This is a genomic window from Microcystis sp. M079S1, from assembly GCF_020246425.1.
Lineage (GTDB): Bacteria > Cyanobacteriota > Cyanobacteriia > Cyanobacteriales > Microcystaceae > Microcystis > Microcystis aeruginosa.
Map to the genome: position 1 here is coordinate 1 of NZ_JADBSZ010000269.1, position 16,476 is coordinate 16,476.

General features: G+C 42.5%; 16 protein-coding genes and 1 pseudogene. 8 read left to right on the forward strand and 9 right to left on the reverse strand.

Features of this window, described 5'->3' with window-relative positions; all coding sequences use genetic code 11:
• Positions 1–274: 274 nt before the first annotated feature.
• Positions 275–466, forward strand: a complete 192-nt coding sequence (locus tag IM456_RS17545; protein ID WP_253880989.1) for a hypothetical protein — start codon at positions 275–277, stop codon at positions 464–466.
• Positions 467–528: 62 nt separating this feature from the next.
• On the opposite strand, the pseudogene IM456_RS17550 reads toward IM456_RS17545, so the two are convergent.
• Positions 529–675, reverse strand: a pseudogene (locus tag IM456_RS17550) (DUF29 family protein); the annotation flags it as partial.
• Positions 676–1,010: 335 nt separating this feature from the next.
• On the opposite strand from IM456_RS17550, the gene IM456_RS17555 reads away from it, so the two are divergent.
• The 3 genes from IM456_RS17555 (at position 1,011) to recN (ending at position 4,810) form a co-directional block, all read left to right on the forward strand.
• Complete coding sequence (locus IM456_RS17555; protein WP_149985439.1) at positions 1,011–2,069, forward strand: DUF2157 domain-containing protein; 1,059 nt, start codon at positions 1,011–1,013, stop codon at positions 2,067–2,069.
• Between the two features lie 159 nt (positions 2,070–2,228).
• Complete coding sequence (gene rppA, locus IM456_RS17560) at positions 2,229–2,909, forward strand: two-component system response regulator RppA (protein ID WP_287692523.1); 681 nt, start codon at positions 2,229–2,231, stop codon at positions 2,907–2,909.
• 146 nt (positions 2,910–3,055) lie between these two features.
• Positions 3,056–4,810 (forward strand): DNA repair protein RecN, encoded by a 1,755-nt coding sequence (recN, locus tag IM456_RS17565; protein WP_149985441.1) that lies wholly within the window; start codon positions 3,056–3,058, stop codon positions 4,808–4,810.
• On the opposite strand, the gene IM456_RS17570 is transcribed toward recN, so the two are convergent.
• Both IM456_RS17570 and IM456_RS17575 read right to left on the reverse strand, forming a co-directional pair.
• Positions 4,787–5,428 carry a Uma2 family endonuclease gene (locus tag IM456_RS17570; RefSeq protein ID WP_287692522.1) on the reverse strand — a complete coding sequence of 214 codons (642 nt, stop codon included), beginning with the start codon at positions 5,426–5,428 and terminating at the stop codon, positions 4,787–4,789. The genes recN and IM456_RS17570 overlap by 24 nt on opposite strands.
• Positions 5,429–5,452: 24 nt before the next feature.
• Complete coding sequence (locus IM456_RS17575) at positions 5,453–6,094, reverse strand: Uma2 family endonuclease (protein ID WP_287692519.1); 642 nt, start codon at positions 6,092–6,094, stop codon at positions 5,453–5,455.
• A gap of 121 nt (positions 6,095–6,215) precedes the next feature.
• On the opposite strand from IM456_RS17575, the gene IM456_RS17580 reads away from it, so the two are divergent.
• Entirely contained in the window at positions 6,216–7,373 is a 1,158-nt protein-coding gene (locus tag IM456_RS17580; protein ID WP_287692517.1) for an NAD(P)/FAD-dependent oxidoreductase, read from the forward strand.
• A 264-nt stretch (positions 7,374–7,637) separates the two neighbouring features.
• On the opposite strand, the gene IM456_RS17585 is transcribed toward IM456_RS17580, so the two are convergent.
• A complete protein-coding gene (locus IM456_RS17585) occupies positions 7,638–7,913 on the reverse strand; it encodes a hypothetical protein (protein ID WP_287692515.1) in 276 nt (91 codons plus the stop codon).
• 545 nt (positions 7,914–8,458) lie between these two features.
• Here IM456_RS17585 and cysS point away from each other — a divergent pair.
• The gene (gene cysS / locus IM456_RS17590) at positions 8,459–9,901 is read left to right on the forward strand and encodes a cysteine--tRNA ligase (protein WP_287692513.1); all 1,443 of its coding nucleotides are present in this window, start codon (positions 8,459–8,461) and stop codon (positions 9,899–9,901) included.
• Here the strand turns inward: cysS and IM456_RS17595 are convergent.
• Positions 9,884–11,413: a glycine betaine ABC transporter substrate-binding protein gene (locus IM456_RS17595; RefSeq protein WP_287692511.1), complete on the reverse strand. Its 1,530-nt coding sequence runs from the start codon at positions 11,411–11,413 to the stop codon at positions 9,884–9,886. The genes cysS and IM456_RS17595 overlap by 18 nt on opposite strands.
• 118 nt (positions 11,414–11,531) lie before the next feature.
• Between IM456_RS17595 and IM456_RS17600 the strand changes: the two genes are divergently transcribed.
• A complete protein-coding gene (locus IM456_RS17600; protein ID WP_287692509.1) occupies positions 11,532–12,536 on the forward strand; it encodes a CHAD domain-containing protein in 1,005 nt (334 codons plus the stop codon).
• A gap of 12 nt (positions 12,537–12,548) precedes the next feature.
• Positions 12,549–13,982 carry a bifunctional orotidine-5'-phosphate decarboxylase/orotate phosphoribosyltransferase gene (locus IM456_RS17605; protein WP_149985447.1) on the forward strand — a complete coding sequence of 478 codons (1,434 nt, stop codon included), beginning with the start codon at positions 12,549–12,551 and terminating at the stop codon, positions 13,980–13,982.
• A gap of 332 nt (positions 13,983–14,314) precedes the next feature.
• Here the strand turns inward: IM456_RS17605 and IM456_RS17610 are convergent, their stop codons facing one another.
• From IM456_RS17610 to IM456_RS17625, 4 genes are all read right to left on the reverse strand, one after another.
• Positions 14,315–14,599: a DUF1816 domain-containing protein gene (locus tag IM456_RS17610; protein ID WP_002798951.1), complete on the reverse strand. Its 285-nt coding sequence runs from the start codon at positions 14,597–14,599 to the stop codon at positions 14,315–14,317.
• Positions 14,600–14,723: 124 nt separating this feature from the next.
• Positions 14,724–15,590 (reverse strand): 23S rRNA (guanosine(2251)-2'-O)-methyltransferase RlmB, encoded by an 867-nt coding sequence (gene rlmB, locus IM456_RS17615; protein WP_149985448.1) that lies wholly within the window; start codon positions 15,588–15,590, stop codon positions 14,724–14,726.
• 45 nt (positions 15,591–15,635) lie between these two features.
• Positions 15,636–16,052 (reverse strand): Mini-ribonuclease 3, encoded by a 417-nt coding sequence (locus IM456_RS17620; protein ID WP_287692506.1) that lies wholly within the window; start codon positions 16,050–16,052, stop codon positions 15,636–15,638.
• Positions 16,053–16,055: 3 nt separating this feature from the next.
• On the reverse strand, positions 16,056–16,406 hold the full coding sequence (locus IM456_RS17625) for an STAS domain-containing protein (RefSeq protein WP_045360375.1): 351 nt from the start codon (positions 16,404–16,406) through the stop codon (positions 16,056–16,058).
• Positions 16,407–16,476 lie beyond the last annotated feature (70 nt).

Sequence of the window (16,476 nt, forward strand, 5' to 3'; positions counted from 1 at the left end):
GTCAACCCAACCTACTTTAGTTTCCTTGGGTTTATGGTTGGGTTTCGTGCCTCAACCCAACCTACAGTTTCGTAGGTTGGGTTGAGCGAATAAATATGTTAAGGAAAACCTCTCAATTCTCAGGAAAAGCGAAACCCAACAGCCAACACCTAAATCTGTCTGAATCTTTTTGTTGGGTTGCCTTGGGTCTATAGTTGGGTTTCCTTACGTCAACCCAACGGACGATAATTGCTATGATTACTATAGGATTTAAAAAAGTAAGTTGAGGTAAACTATGAAAACTCTATCATTTAAAGACATCCAATTTATTATCGAAGCTCTCGAAGCCCTTCTCAAAAATTATAGTGACCGTATTCAACAACTAGAAGCTCTCGAAAACTATGAAGATGAAATTTCAGACTTAAGTAATGATTCTCTATTTTTACAAGAATTAATTACTGACTTACAAAATCAACAAACAAAATAATTGGCTCTACTTGTGCCTGAATTTGATTTGAAAAAGATGCCTTGACAAACATTAATTGGCCTATTGTTATCTGATTTACCCAATTCTTTCAACTCCTCAACTAAATGAGATACATCTAATGCCTGAAAATCTCCTTGTTCCAACTGACCTATTGTTGTTATCAGCCATAATTGAAAATATTCTTCATAGAGTTCTGATTTAGTTATCATAATTGCTTCGATAATAGTTAATCTAGACTTAATTATACTCTATTTTGCAGATTTCGGATGTTTCTAGCGGTAAATGTTAAGTTTTATTACAGGATTTAACATTTGCGCCTATGCCCTATTCCCTTATCATTAGGATAAGCTGTTAATTATAGCGCTTTTCACGTTACTGAGGTATCGACAAGTTTTGCTAACAAAGGGTTTCAGCCCCTTGCTCATGCCTCATTCTGATGAAAACTGCTATAAGCATTTAAATTGCTTGTTGAGATCAGGCACTCTTGCAACAGTAAAGGGATGGGCGGTTAAAATACGTCTTAGCTTAAGGACTATAGAATATTATGAGACTAGAAAGAGAAGATTTTGATTGGGCGGTACAACAAAACCTAATTACTGCCAGCCAAGCTGAAAATTTATGGACGGCTTTTTTATCCCGTTATCCCCAAGAAGATGAAGTTAATCGCCCTCGCTTTAATTTCGCTAATGTGGCCTATTATTTTGGGGCATTAATTGTTATCTCCGCCCTGGGATGGTTTATGAACAAAGCTTGGGAGAGTTTCGGCGGTGCAGGCCTATTTTTTATCGCCCTGTTTTATGCAATTTGTTTTATTTTTGCGGGGAAAAATCTCTATTTTCAGCAAAATCTCAAAATCCCCGGCGGCCTTTTATTTACCATGGCAGTGGCAATGACTCCCTTAGCAATCTACGGTTTACAACGCTGGACAGGATACTGGCAAGGGGTCGATCCGGGCATTTATCGAGATTTCCATACATGGACTAAAGGCAGTTGGTTTTTAATGGAATTAGGCACGATTATCGCAGGATTAATAACTTTGAGATTTGTTAAATTTCCTTTCTTAACTGCACCCATTGCCTTTAGTCTGTGGTATATGTCAATGGACTTAACCCCTTTACTATTTGGAGAGAACGAATATACATGGAGAATGCGACTCTGGGTATCCTTTTGGTTTGGAATTGCCTGTTTAATAACTGCCTATTTAATTGATGTACGTCAGCGTCGCAGTCGGGGAGATTTTTCTTTTTGGCTATACCTATTCGGATTAATTATGTTTTGGTTTAGTCTATCTCTCCTAATCGATGATAATGAAGCACAACGATTTTTATACTGTTTAATTAACTTGGGATTGATGTTATTATCCGTCCTGCTAAAAAGAAGATTATTTGTGATTTTCGGAGGTATCGGAGTATTTGCCTATCTTTCCTATCTCTCCTATCGTCTCTTTGCCGATTCAATTTTCTTTCCCTTTGCCCTAACCGTCCTAGGACTTGGTATTATCTATATGGGAGTTTTATATCAGCGTCATTACCCAACCCTCGCTAGATTTATTGAAAGTTATATTCCTCTCGAATGGCGCAATTTATTCCCCAAAGATAGATAATTAGGAGAAATGGGGATATGGGGACATGGGGATATGGGGATATGGCGGAAATGGGGAGATAGGGGATGGGGGATAGGGGCAATGGGGAGATTCAACTAAAAAACCCCAAAACCCTAAAACCCCAAAACCCCAAAACCCAACACCATCTTTTTTACTTTTATGAAAATACTTATCGTTGATGATGAAAAAGAATTAACCGAACCCTTAGAACAAATTCTTGCTCAAGAAGGCTATGAAGTTGATATTGCTGATAATGGTCGGACGGGGTTAGAATTGGCACAAGAGAATAATTATGACCTCTTAATTCTCGATTGGATGTTACCCCAGCAATCCGGATTACAAATCTGTCAACATTTACGCAATCAAGGGGACACCACTCCCGTTTTATTTCTAACCGCTAAGGATACCATAGACGATCGAGTGGCGGGATTAGATGCCGGCGCTGATGATTATTTAGTCAAACCCTTTCAACTGCGAGAATTATTAGCGAGAGTCCGCGCTTTATTGCGTCGTTCTCCCAATTTTGAAGCTAGTAATAGCAGTAAACTAAAATGTGCTGATTTAGAACTCGATAGCGAAAATCAAGTGGCTTATCGTCACGGTCGCACGATCAGTTTATCAGCAAAAGAAGTGCAATTATTGACTTTATTTATGACTCATCCAGGGCAACTTCTCACCCATGAACAAATTTATCAGCATCTCTGGTCAGAAGGAGAGCAACCTAATAGTAACGTAGTTCCTGCCCTGATGCGCTTACTGCGTCGTAAAATCGAAGCGCCTGGAGAAACGCCTCTAATTAATACTGTCTATGGGAAGGGCTACCGTTTCGGGGAAAATTAGGGAATGCTGAAGGATAATGAGAATAAGCTAAACGGCGCTTAACCTGCATGATCCAATAGCTATAACCCTTTTGGAGTCTATATCGGTGATCCGAAGTAAAAGCCGTTTAGCTTACCAACTGATTACTGATTACTGATTACTGATATATGTTATCCTGCCTACAAATTCAAAATTTTACCCTCATCGATCGCTTAGAATTAACTTTCGGGAACGGATTAAATGTACTGACCGGTGAGACGGGGGCAGGAAAATCGATTATATTAGATGCGATCGATATTGTTCTCGGTGGTAAAGTCAATCATCGCGTCATCCGTCAGGGAAGCCAACAATCAACCCTAGAAGCGACTTTTTCTCTCACCCCAGAATTAATTGCTTGGCTAGAAAGTCAGGAAATTGACCTATTAGAAGATAATAGTCTAACAATCAGCCGGGAATTAGTGATTACTAATAATTCCTTGCGTTCTCGTTCTCGGATTAACGGAGTCGTCGCTAATCGCCAACAAATGGCGCAAATAAGAGATTTTTTGGTAGAAATCACCGCTCAAGGTCAAACAGTTCAGTTAATGGACGCTAATCGACAGAGGGAATTATTAGATCTCTACGGGGGTGAATCGCTGCTGCGGCAGCGGGAAAAGGTAGCCACAGCCTACCTTAACTGGCAAGAAAGCAAGAATATTTTAAATAATAGGTTGCAATCGGAACAAAATCGCCTACAAAGATTAGATTTACTAGAATATCAACTAAAAGAACTAGAATCAGCTAATTTAACCGCCGCTGACGAGTTGGAACAGCTGGAACAGGAAAGAAACCGACTCTCCCACGGTGTCGATTTGCAAAATTCCAGCTATCAAGTCTATCAACTACTCTACCAAAACGATCGCGATCAACCGGCCGTCGCCGATTTGTTAGGAAAAGCTGAAAATATCTTGACAAATATGATGGTTTATGATAGCAGTTTAGAGCCAATTTTAGAGATGGTGCGATCGGCATTAAATCAGGTGGTGGAAGCGGGACAGGAAATCAACGTTTATGGGGATAGTCTAGAGGCAGATCCCGAGAGATTGAACGAGATAGAAGAAAGAATTGTCCAACTTAAGCGCATTGGTCGCAAGTATGGCCCAAGTTTAGCCGAAGCGATCGATTATTATCAGAAATTACAGCAGGAATTAGCGGAGTTGACGGGAGAAGGACAATCTATTGAGGAATTAGAAAAAATTTGTCAGCAACAGGAAAACATCTATCGAGAAACTAGCACCCAGTTGACCTTTTTGCGACAAGAAACCGCTAGTCAACTAGAAAAACAATTGGTACAGGAATTAAAACCTTTAGCCATGGAAAAGGTGATTTTTGTCTGTCGGATTGCCCCGGGTAATCCTAGCAGTCTGGGAGTCGATCAAGTGGTCTTTTATTTTAGTCCGAATCCGGGGGAAAAAATCCAACCTTTATCCAGTACCGCTTCCGGAGGAGAAATGAGTCGTTTTCTCCTAGCGTTAAAGTCCTGTTTTTCCCAATCCCAATCGGCAGCGGCAACCCTAATTTTTGATGAAATTGATGCGGGAGTATCGGGAAAAGTTGCCCAGGCAATTGCCGATAAATTAGATCAATTAGGTCAACAATATCAAGTTTTGTGCGTTACTCATCAACCGTTAGTGGCTGCTTTAGCTGATCACCATTTTCGAGTTTATAAACAAATGATTGCCGAAGATAATCCCACTAATCTCTCGGAAATTCGCACGGTTGTCCGGGTTACTTCTCTCGATAATCGTCAGACGAGAAGGGAAGAATTGGCACAATTAACGGGAGGAAATTCGGCAGCAGATGCCATCGCTTTTGCCGAGTCTTTATTGGAGAAAGCTGCTGCTAAAAAACCGCAGGATTTAACCTTGAAATTGACTGATTAACCAACGTCCCACCTGACTTTGATCCTTGCTGCGTGCCTGTTGTAAAGCTGACTCTAAAACTGCGAGTTTTAAATTAGGTAAAACCTTTGATATATCAATTCTTTTGCTACCTTGATCGATTATTTCAAAAGCGAATATTTGAGGATCATCTACCTTAACACTCCAGTATTCACTAACCCCTAATTCTTCATAGAGTAAGCGTTTATTACCTAAGTCATCATTAAGGGTAGATTTTGAGATTTCAATGACTAAATCTGGTGGAGGATACTGATTTAAATCAATAATCGAAGTACCGTAGGAAATTAGATTAGCTTTCTCCGCAAAATAATAAGATATATCCGGTTGAACTTCTCGATAACCCGACTTGCGAAAACTGCAATTATCTTTGGCATTAAAGGCCAAATTTTTTAGGGTAGCATAGAGACTAACAGCGAAGATCAAAATAGCATGATCGCTGGCATGATCGTTACCAATAGGAGTCATTTCTAATCGATAATAGCCATTGTAATAATAACTTTTTCCTTTATTTTCTGGTAAGTTTTTAATTGCTTCTAAGTATTCTTCCCAACTAGCTTTAATCCATAAATCTGTCGAGATAGTAGTTTCTAGCTGTTGCATAATCTTAGCCTCGATTTTATTGGGTTAACCTTGAAATTGAGTGATTAACCAACGTCCCACCTGACTTTGATCCTTGCTGCGTGCCTGTTGTAAAGCTGACTCTAAAACCGCAAGTTTTAAATTAGGTAAAACCTTTGATATATCAATTCTTTTGCTACCTCGATCGATTATTTCAAAAGCGAATATTTGAGGATCATCTACCTTAACACTCCAGTATTCACTAACCCCTAATTCTTCGTAGAGTAAGCGTTTATTACCTAAGTCATCATTGAGGGTAGATTTTGAGATTTCAATGACTAAATCTGGTGGGGGATACTGATTTAAATCAATAATCGAAGTCCCATTTGGTATCAGATTCGCTTTCTCTCCTAGATAGTAAGATATATCTGGCTGCACTTCTCTAATTCCTCTTTTGCGATAAGAACAAGTAGGGAGTCCTTGAAAAGGAATTTCTTTGAGGATAGCGTAGAGACTCACCCCCAAAAAGACAACGTGATGATCTCTAGCGTGTTCAAATCCAATAGGAGTCATTTCTAATCGATAATAGCCATTGTAATAATAACTTTTTCCTTGATTTTCTGGGAAGTTTTTAATTGCTGCTAAGTATTCTTCCCAACTAGCTTTAATCCATCGGTCAGTTATCCCCCTAGTTTCTAACTGTTGCATAGTTATCCAGTCCCGCTTTCAACTTTTCCTCTAATTATAGCAACTATTGCTTAAATCAGAACCAGGGAACTGAGCAAGTATAATGATAGAATAGATTAATCGAGGAAAAATTAGCCCAATTATGACCACAACTTATGATTACATAATTATCGGTGGTGGTATCACCGGTTCCGCCTTAAGTTATGAACTAGCTAACCTAGGCAGTCGAGTCCTCTTATTAGAAAAAGAAACCCATCCCCTCAACGCCACTTTCTACAGTTACGGGGGTTTAGCCTATTGGTCGTCCACCACAGAAATCCAGAGAAAATTATATCAAGAAGGTCGAGAAATTCAGCGCAATTTATCGCAGGAATTGGGCATAGATAACGAATACCGGGACCTAGAGCTAATTCTCACCGTGAACCCCGAAGATGACCCAGCCACTGTGGCCGAAAAATTTGCTATCTTTGCTATTACCCCCGAAATTCTCGATCCGCAAGCAGCGATCGCTTTAGAACCTCTATTAAATCCCGCTGCTATCTCCGGAGTTTTACGACTGCCCCACGGTCACATCAACGCCGAAAAAACTAATCTTGCCTATCAACAAGCTTTTCTACGTCTGGGAGGCAAGATTATTCGGGAAGCTGTCATCGAATTAATTGAAACTGCATCGAGAATTACCGGCGTAAAAACTCCTAAAAATAATTATCATGCTGGGGAAACTATCGTCTGTGCGGGGGGATTAACTCGGTCTTTACTGCAAAAATCCGGTATTACTGCTCCCGTCTATTTTACCCATGCCCAGGTGATCAAAATTCCCCCCAGCGAGATCAAATTAAACACCCTAGTTATGCCCGCAATTCCTGCCAGATTGGTATTAGAGCAAAAAATTACCCAACTAGAAAATCAGGGCATTTGGCAGAGAGAAACCCCAGAAATAATTGCCAGTGTTTTAGAAACGGGGGCGGTACAATTCCGGGATCAAAGCCTTTATCTAGGGCAAATTAGCGCCATTATCACCGATCCAGATGCGATTTTAAACCCTCTGGCGGGGGAAAAAGCAATACGCGCCGCCGTGGGGACATTGCTGCCCTCTTTAGCCTCTCTCCCCGGCAGCTGTCATCATTGCCTAGTGGCCTTTGCTCCCTCGGGACGGCCCCTAGTGGGAGCGATCGCCGATAAAGTGGGATTGCAGGTATTTTCTGGCTTTACCAGTACACTCGTATCGGCTCCGCCCCTAGCTCGACGTTTTGCGCGTCATCTGCTGGGGGAAAATGACGAGATAATTAGGGTTTGCTGAAAAAGTTTTTCGTGGGGACAGGGTGTGGGGTGTGGGGTGTGGGGTGTGGGGTGTAGGTTTTTACCCATTTTCATCTGGTAAATTACCTAATTTTCAGGGAAAAAGTCCCGGAATTTTCCCCCCGATCCCTCCCAGATCTGGGACTTTTTGATTGACCAAAAGTCTAAAAGTCTTACCCAACAAGGTTTTTAGATTTATTTAGCAAACCCTAATTGCTAATTGACAAAAGTTAAGAGAGAAATTAACTGATGGTTGCAATTAATCCTAATCGACTTTTTCCAACTGCCAAAGAATTTGGTTTCCCTCCCGTCTGACCCGGGAGATTACCCAATTTCGCCACGGCCAATGGTCGCCGCGACTGGTAACGGCCCCTGGATTAATATCCATTAAATCGGCCACTTCGGCGCTGGTAATCAAATAACCTCGATTGGCCACTTCATCGGCAATGCGTAGGGTTTCGATGAGACTTCTTAGCTGGTCAACTCTTTCTCCCCGGGGTAATTGGATTTCATCGCCAGCGCTATTAGGTGGTTCATTCATAGTTAGGGTCTGGTCAAAGTTTATTAACAATTAAAAATTGTCGGTTGAGGCAAACAATCAAGCTTTCCTCTCGTTATTCTATCGATTCTATCAATAATAGTTGTCATCAAAACAGTCCTATCTTCTCGAATCTTACCGTCATATCTTTACTAAAACCCTAAAAACCTCTTGACAAAAAACACAAAGTATAGTAAAGAAATCAGGGTAAGCTCATCTTAGACAATCCTTGACAAAATGAACTTTATCTGAGTTGCCTACCCACGATTCAGGCATATTTGAGGAGAATTCGCCATCTCAATTGTTGAGCAACAATCGACCAAATAGGTCGAGTTCCTAACTATTCTGATTGACTGGTATCACTTGAAATGCCCATGCGGATCACAAAATTGGCCAATTGTCAATAGGGTTTGAGATGCGCTCACCCTGGGGAAAGTGATCAGTGATCACTGATAACTGATTACTGATAACTGATTACTGATAACTGATCACTGATAACTGCTATAAAATTGGACTAGCCTTTTTCCCCAGAAAAAAATTCCCCCTCCATGACCTTAATCCTCTACAACACCCTCAGTCGTCGCGAAGAACCCTTTACCCCCCTCATCCCCGGCATTGTCTCCATGTATTGCTGCGGCATTACCGTCTATGATTATTGCCATTTGGGTCATGCGCGCACCTGTGTAGTTTGGGATGTGGTGCGGCGTTATTTGGAGTATCTCGGTTATAAAGTGCGCTATATTCAGAATTTCACTGATATTGACGATAAAATTCTCAATCGGGCTAAAAATGAACATACCACCATGGCAGCCGTGGCCGAGAGATTTATCGAGGCCTACTTTGAGGATATGGCAAAATTAGGGGTCAGACCGGCGGACGCTTATCCCCGGGCCACTCATACCCTCGACGGTATCAAGCGCCTAGTCTACGAATTAGAACAAAAAGGCTATGCTTACCCCAGCGATGGCGATGTTTACTACTCCGTCCGTCGTTTTTCCGATTATGGCAAACTATCAGGGCGAAAACTGGATGATCTGCAAGCTGGGGCCAGCGGCCGGGTAGAAACCGACGACCCGGAAGCAATTAAAAAACAAGACCCCTTTGATTTTGCCCTCTGGAAGGGGGCAAAACCGGGGGAACCTAGTTGGGATTCTCCCTGGGGCCAAGGTCGTCCGGGGTGGCATATTGAATGTTCGGCCATGGTCAAAGAACAATTGGGAGAAACTATCGATATTCATGTGGGGGGAAGTGATCTGATTTTTCCCCACCACGAAAACGAAATTGCCCAAAGTGAAGCGGCTACGGGTAAACCTCTGGCCCACTATTGGTTACATAATGGCATGGTCAAGGTGGCAGGGGAAAAAATGTCGAAATCCCTCGGTAATTTCATCACTATTCGGGAGTTATTGGCAAAATATGACCCCTTAGCCGTGAGATTATTAATTTTAGGCGCCCAATACCGCAAACCGATCGATTTTTCCGATGAGGGATTGCAGGCGGCCACTAATGGCTGGCATACTTTGCAAGAGGGTTTATCCTTTGGTTATAAGCATCTTCCGCCCGATAATCCCGCAATTACTGACCAAGAGCTAGAAAATCGCTTTCAAGAGGCGGTAAATCACGATTTTAACTTTGCCGGTGGTTTAGCGGTGTTATTTGAAATCGCTAAGGAATTACGCAAGGAGGGTAATAATTTAACCCATGCGGGTAAGACAGACAGCAATCTGGCCCAATTAGCGGTAAAATGGCATACTTTGGTGAAATTGTCTAGGGTTTTGGGCCTAGAAATTGCCGCCGACCAGGGAGAAACCCCTGTTTCTGAGGGAATTAGTGCAGCGGATATCGAAAATCTGATCCAACAACGGACAGAGGCGAAAAAAGCGAAAAATTACGCCGAAAGCGATCGCATTCGAGCAGAATTAAAAGCCCAAGGCATTACTTTAATCGATCAACCCGGGGGAGTGACTAAATGGTTAAGAGAGGGAGACTAGAAATTCTTTAACCACTTCCTCCACCCTGCGATCGCGTCCATCCACCTGATAGTTTAATTTCTGCATAGTGCTGGAGGTAATTTTGCCGGTGAGTTTGGCTAAAACCTGTCGCAATTGCGGATATTTTTGCAAACTATCCCGGTTAAAAATCGGTACCGCTTCGTAGGGAGGAAAATAGCGTCGATCATCTTCTAGGATGACTAAATCTAGCACGGGAATTAAGCCATCGGTGGAATTTCCCGCCACTAAATCCACTTGTTTTTCGGCTAAAGCGCGGTACATTAACCCTAAATCCATCACTTTCGGGGGTTGGGCAAAAGTTAGGCCATAGGTCTTCGCTAATCCCTTATAACCGTCTTCCCTTTCCAAAAATTCATAACCAAAACCCGCTTGCCAATTGGGGGTATATTTAGCAACTTGCGAGAGAGTTTTAAGATTGTATTGACTGGCGGTTTCTCCCCGGATAACAATGGCGAAAGTATTCTCGAATCCTAAACTGGGAAACACTTCTAGATTAAATTTTTCTGGATAAATCTCTTGCAGCTTTTCAGAGACTAATCGGGCATCGTTAAGGGGTTTTTCTTGCAAAATTCCCGTGAAAGCCGTGCCGGAATACTCCACATAACCGTCGATTTTACCCGCTTTCACCGCTTCATGACAGATCAGAGTACCACCGAGATTAAATTGACGCTCAACCCGTAAATTCGTCTCTTTTTCGATTTCCTGTGCCAAAATTTCCCCTAAAATCACCTGTTCAGTAAAATTTTTGGAACCGATCACCACTGTGCCGGGGGATGAATGGAAAATTTGAGTCAAGAGGAAAGATAGCAGGGCCAACCCAATTAAACCTAAGCCCCATTGCCATTTAGAAGGCTTTTTCGGGCGTTGCGAAGGGGAAAAGGTCTTTTCTAGCCAACCGAGACTCCAATCGGCAACAAGGGCTAAAAAAGCGGCAGGAATTGCCCCCGCCAAAATTAACTGATTGTTGACCGTGGCAATACCGCGAAAAATAAACACTCCCAAACCACCGCCACCGATGGCAGCTGCGATCGTAGCCACACCGATAGCAATCACCGTCGCAATTCTCACTCCTGCCAAAATTGTCGCCTTGGCCAGGGGTAATTCGATATAACGCAGGATTTGACCGTCGGTCATGCCTAGGGATAACCCGGCTAATTTTAATTCGGGATCAACTTTTTTGATGCCCAGATAGGTATTTAAAACAATTGGCAGTAAAGTATAGAGAGTTAGGGCAACAATAGCGGGAATTTTGCCGATTCCTCCCAAAAAAGGCACGGAAATTAAAAAACCAAATAGGGCTAAACTGGGGATAGTCTGTAGGGTGTTAACGATCGCTATAATTGGTGGGGCGAGAATAGCTTGACGACTAATTAAAATACCTAGAGGAATCCCGATTAAGCTACCCATAGCCATGGCTATTCCCGTCAAGAAAAGATGCTCTCCAGTGCGAAAAGCGATTTCCCCCCCATAATCTAGCCAAAAACTATCCATAAACTTCTCTTAAAGCGGCTGCTTCATCCTATTGTGTAGAATAAATGGGATCTATTAGTTCCAGTCTTTATTTAAAGATTCTATCACCATCTTGACATTATTCCCTCGCTAAAGACAAATGACTAACAAATTTAATCCTCGGGCTAAAACTGTTGCCGATTGGGCCTATATCGGCATTGATAAACATTTTCATAAAGTTCTTAAACACGAAGCTGGGGTTTTACTCGATCAGGATACGGAAGAATTACATCAAATTCGTGTGGGAATGCGCCGTCTTCGCAGTACTTTAACTGGTTTTGCCCCCGCTTTAACCATGCCGAAATATGCCGATCAAAAACGGGTGGGTAATCTGGGCAGAATTTTAGGAGAATTGCGGGATTTAGATGTGTTAAAATCGGCTTTTGTCGGTCATTATCAGCCAATTTTACCACCGAAAGAACAGGATTTACTGAAAAAAGTTTTACAAGTTCTCGAACACCGAAGGGAGAAGGCTTTTGCTAAGGTAGAAAAACTCTTAAAGTCCGATAAATTTCTCAATTTTAAGGCAGATTTTGCCAGTTGGTTGGATAATCCCACCTATCAACCGATTGGAAAATTAGATATTGCCACAGTTTTACCAGACTTATTATTACCGCAAGCGAGTCGCTTTTTACTCCATGAAGGCTGGTTAATTGGGGTAAATTTAGAGGAAAATCAAAAAGTAAGAGAGTTTTCTAGTCAAGAAATTGATGATTTATTGGAAAAAGAAGGATTATTACTCCACGATCTCCGTAAAGAAGCCAAGCGTTCCCGCTATAATATGGAGTTATTCACTCAGTTTTATGGCGACAAATATCAAGAGTACCTAGAATATCTTAAAAACCTTCAAAGTATTCTCGGAGAAATGCAGGATTGTTGTGTTCTCTCGGATTTTCTTAGCCAAATTTTCCCTAATTGTCTTGCCAAGGAAATGCCCACCTTACTAGAAATTTTCCGAAATATCCGTCACCAAAAATGGCAAGAATGGCAACCACTACAAAAGAAATTCCTTGACGCTGACACAAGAAAAAGTCTGCACGAGACAATTTTACAGCCTATTTTTTGGCAAAACAGTGTAGAATTAGAAACTAATCCAGAATTCTGAGATTAGAAACCGATGAATTTTTTTCAAAAGTTAAACCACGCCATTAGTCAAAACCAGACTCTACTTGTCCTCGGTTTAGATGCTAACCCCGAAATGATGCCCTCCACCCCGGGAGAATTAATCGTTAATTTAGAACAGTGGCTCAAGTTTATTATCGATGAAACTGCCCCTTTTGTCTGTGCCTACAAACCAACTTTAGGCTTTTATCAAGCTTTGGGAGCAGCCGGGTTAGAATTATTACAGCGAATTTTAACGGCAATTCCCGATCATATCCCGGTAATTTTGGATGCTAAACACGGCGATATTAATACTAGCAGTATTTTAGCCGAGACTATCTTTAAAACTTGGCAGGTGGACGCGGTTACTCTCAATCCCTACTCCGGACAGGATCACGTTGCTCCTTTTTTAGTTTACCCCGAGCATGGCGCTTTTATCCTTTGTCATACTTCCAATCAAGGCGCGATTAATCTGCAAGAATTCCCCAGTCGCGACAATCCTTTTTATCTGCAAGTCGTCAAAGAAGCTTGTACTTGGGGAACTCCCGAACAGGTGTTTTTAGAAGTGGGAACCACTCAACCGGAGATTTTGAAAAAGATTCGCAATTTTGCCCCCGAAAGATTGATTTTATTACGCAGTATTTGGGAAGACAAAAGTAAATTCTCCGAGTTAATTACTGTGGGTTTAAATAGTCATGGCGAGGGTTTATTAATTCCTGTACCCCAAGACTTTTTATCTCAACCCGATTTGGGGGCAAAAGTCAAGGATTTACGCGAGGAAGTCAACAAAATTAAACAAAATCACCAGCAAGAATCAAGCCAAGATGAGACTTGGACTGCTAACGTTTGTCTTTTAAAACAACATCCTCATCAGGATTTAATTCTACAATTATTTGATATTGGCTGCTTGATGTTTGGCGATTATGTGCAAGCATCGGGAGAAACTTTTTCCTATTATATTGATCTGAGAAAAATTATCTCTAATCCTAATATTTTTCAGCAGGTAATTGAAGCCTATGGAGAAATATTAAAAACCTTGACATTTGACCGCATTGCCGGTATCCCCTACGGTTCTTTACCCACAGCCACGGGTTTATCTTTATTATTAAATCATCCGATGATTTTCCCCCGCAAAGAAGTAAAAGCCCACGGCACAAGAAGAGTAATTGAAGGTAATTTTCAAGTGGGGGAAACCGTGGTAGTAGTGGACGATATTTTAATTTCTGGCAAAAGTGCGATCGAGGGGGCAGCAAAGATTAAATCGGCGGGATTATTAGTTAATGATATCGTGGTTTTTATCGACCATGGTGGCCCTGTTAAAGAGAAACTTCGTAGTCATGGTTATCAAGCTTATTCGGTTTTAACCCTAGCAGAAATTACCGATACTCTCTACGAAGCGGGAAGGCTGACAGAAGCAGAATATAGCTGTTTTTTAAATCGCTCCCATTGATATTTAGGGTTTGCGGCAAAAAGTAGGGGCGAAGCATTCGGATAGAATATCTAGGGTTTCACCGATAGGTTATTGCCCGAATGCTTCGCCCCTACAGGACGCGGGCCGATGAAGAGGCCAGGTTTTGAACCACGATTCTCTCAAAATCTTGCACCTGTGGGAGCGAAACAGAACCCTAAAACCCTTACCTCGTCTATATTTCACATTTATTCAGCAAGCTCTACTTAGTTTCTAGCCTTCTTTTTCGGTAGGAGAATCGCCGAATCCTTTCTTGGAGCCTTTTGCCTGTTGCCTTCAGAAGCTGATTACTGATTACTGATCACTGAAAATTGTTAAGAAGCTTGACTGCGTAATACCTTTAGGGTATTCAGGAGCTTGCTTTCTTCTTTTTCCTCAAAAATAGTTAAATCTTCGGGTTTACAACGTTTTATATGTAATTTAATTCCCTGCGCTCCTTCTGTTTTCAAATCTTCTTCGTAACCAGCTTGAGCGACTTCAGCCTCGTCTTTAGCGAGAAAAGGACCGAAATAATAAGTACATCTGGGATAGTCGGTTTTAATCTCGACCCAGTAGGCTAATCCGAACATTTCCAGTAAGCTAATCAAAAATTCTTTCATTTCGTTCCCCGTCTCAATCTACTTTGGTGGTTTTGTTACGTTCGTTTACATTTCGCAAACTTCCTTCCTATTTTATTTATACTTTCTCCTTTTGGCTATTGGGAGTGTCGAAAAATACAGATTTTCAGTCGGGGGAATTTTGCCAGCGTTGACGGTAAACTTCATAAAGAGCCATAGCCGCCGCCACCGAAGCATTGAGACTGGGGGTTTTGCCTGCCAAGGGGATAGATACCAACTCATCGCAGGACTTTTGGGTTAGCAGACTCAAACCCTCTCCCTCCGAACCTAGCACCAATCCTATCGCACCCGTTAAATTAATTGTGTGTAAGGATTTACCAGTTTTTGCCGCCGTGCCGTAGAGCCAAAAACCCGCCGCTTTTAATTCCTCTAAAGCACGATTGAGATTAACCACCCTGGCCACAGGTAAATATTCCAAGGCCCCCGCCGCCACTTTCATCACCGTCGATGTCACCCCGGCGGCGCGACGTTGGGGAATAACTACCCCCTGACAACCCATGGCTTCGGCGGTGCGAATAATTGCCCCAAGGTTATGGGGATCCGTAATACCTTCAGCGATGACGATGACGGGGTGGCGACTTCTGCCCTTAGCTTTCTCGATCAGATCGGCTAATTCTATATACTCATAGGGAGACATCTGGGCGGCAATCCCCTGATGATTGGCCTTATTGGTAATCTGATCGAGACGCAGATCGTCCACCTCATCAATTACCGTGCCGTTGGCCTTGGCTTTTTCTAAGAGGGTATGATAACGGGGATCGTAACGGAGTCGATTGACTACCCAAATCCGATTAAGTTGGCGCTCCTCCTCCATGGCCGTTAAAACCACCCGGCGACCGTACAGCAGATCATCAGCTTCTTGGTTTTCTGGAGTTACTGCCGGGGATTTAGCCAGAATTGGCCCGGTTTTCGGCCGCGAGGGCCGGCGAAAATTACTATTATCGGACTTGCCACGAAATGGTCGATCGCTCATGATTGCATGGATTAATAAAAGGGGGTCGGAAATAATACCTGAGGGCTATAATTCTAGTTTTTCTAATAGTTGATGTAATCTTGAGGGGTCTTGCAGATAAAGATAGCCGAACAGGGTTTCTAAACTGCTGGCCTGCTGATAGACTTGGGCTGTCAGACGACGGCGTTTTCCCGTGACCGCATTGCGTCCCCGGCGCAGAATTTCTTTTTCTTGGTCCGTCAGATAGGGCTGCAGTTGTGCTAAATCTAAAGCCTGTTGTTCGGCCCTGACTTTGCCCACCACCTGAGCGTGATAGTCTCCCAGACGCTGGGGCGGCAGTAAATAATAGGTGCGGATGTATAATTCATAAACAGCATCCCCTAGATAGGCCAGAGAAGCGGGCGATAATCGGTCAAGACCCTCTAGGAGTGGTGAACCCTCGCCACTTAGCTGTAAGCGAATTTTTTCGAGAGGAGATTCCACGATTTACGCTTTTTCCAGATATTCGATCGCCGCTTCTAGGGTGGGTTGCAGGGAAAAAAACTTCTCCAATCGCACCAGTTTTACAGTTTGAGTTACCCGGGGATTGGTAACAATTTGTAAACTGCCCCCTTCGGTTTTGGCCTTTTTTACCAATTTTACTAAAGCCCCTAAACCGGAGCTATCGATAAAATCAATCTGAGCGAGGCTAATAATCACATCCTTGGGACCTTCCTCCACATAGCCTTCGATCACCTTACAAAAAGTCGGTTCGGAAAAGGCATCTAAAAGACCCGTCAAACGGAAAATTTGGTACTTATCTCTGACCTCACGCGTGCCTCGCAAGCTGACGGTCAAGTTAATTGCTTCCGGAATAATCCCCTCCTAGCTCTAGAGCCGTAAAAATCAAAACCCTAGTATATCCTAA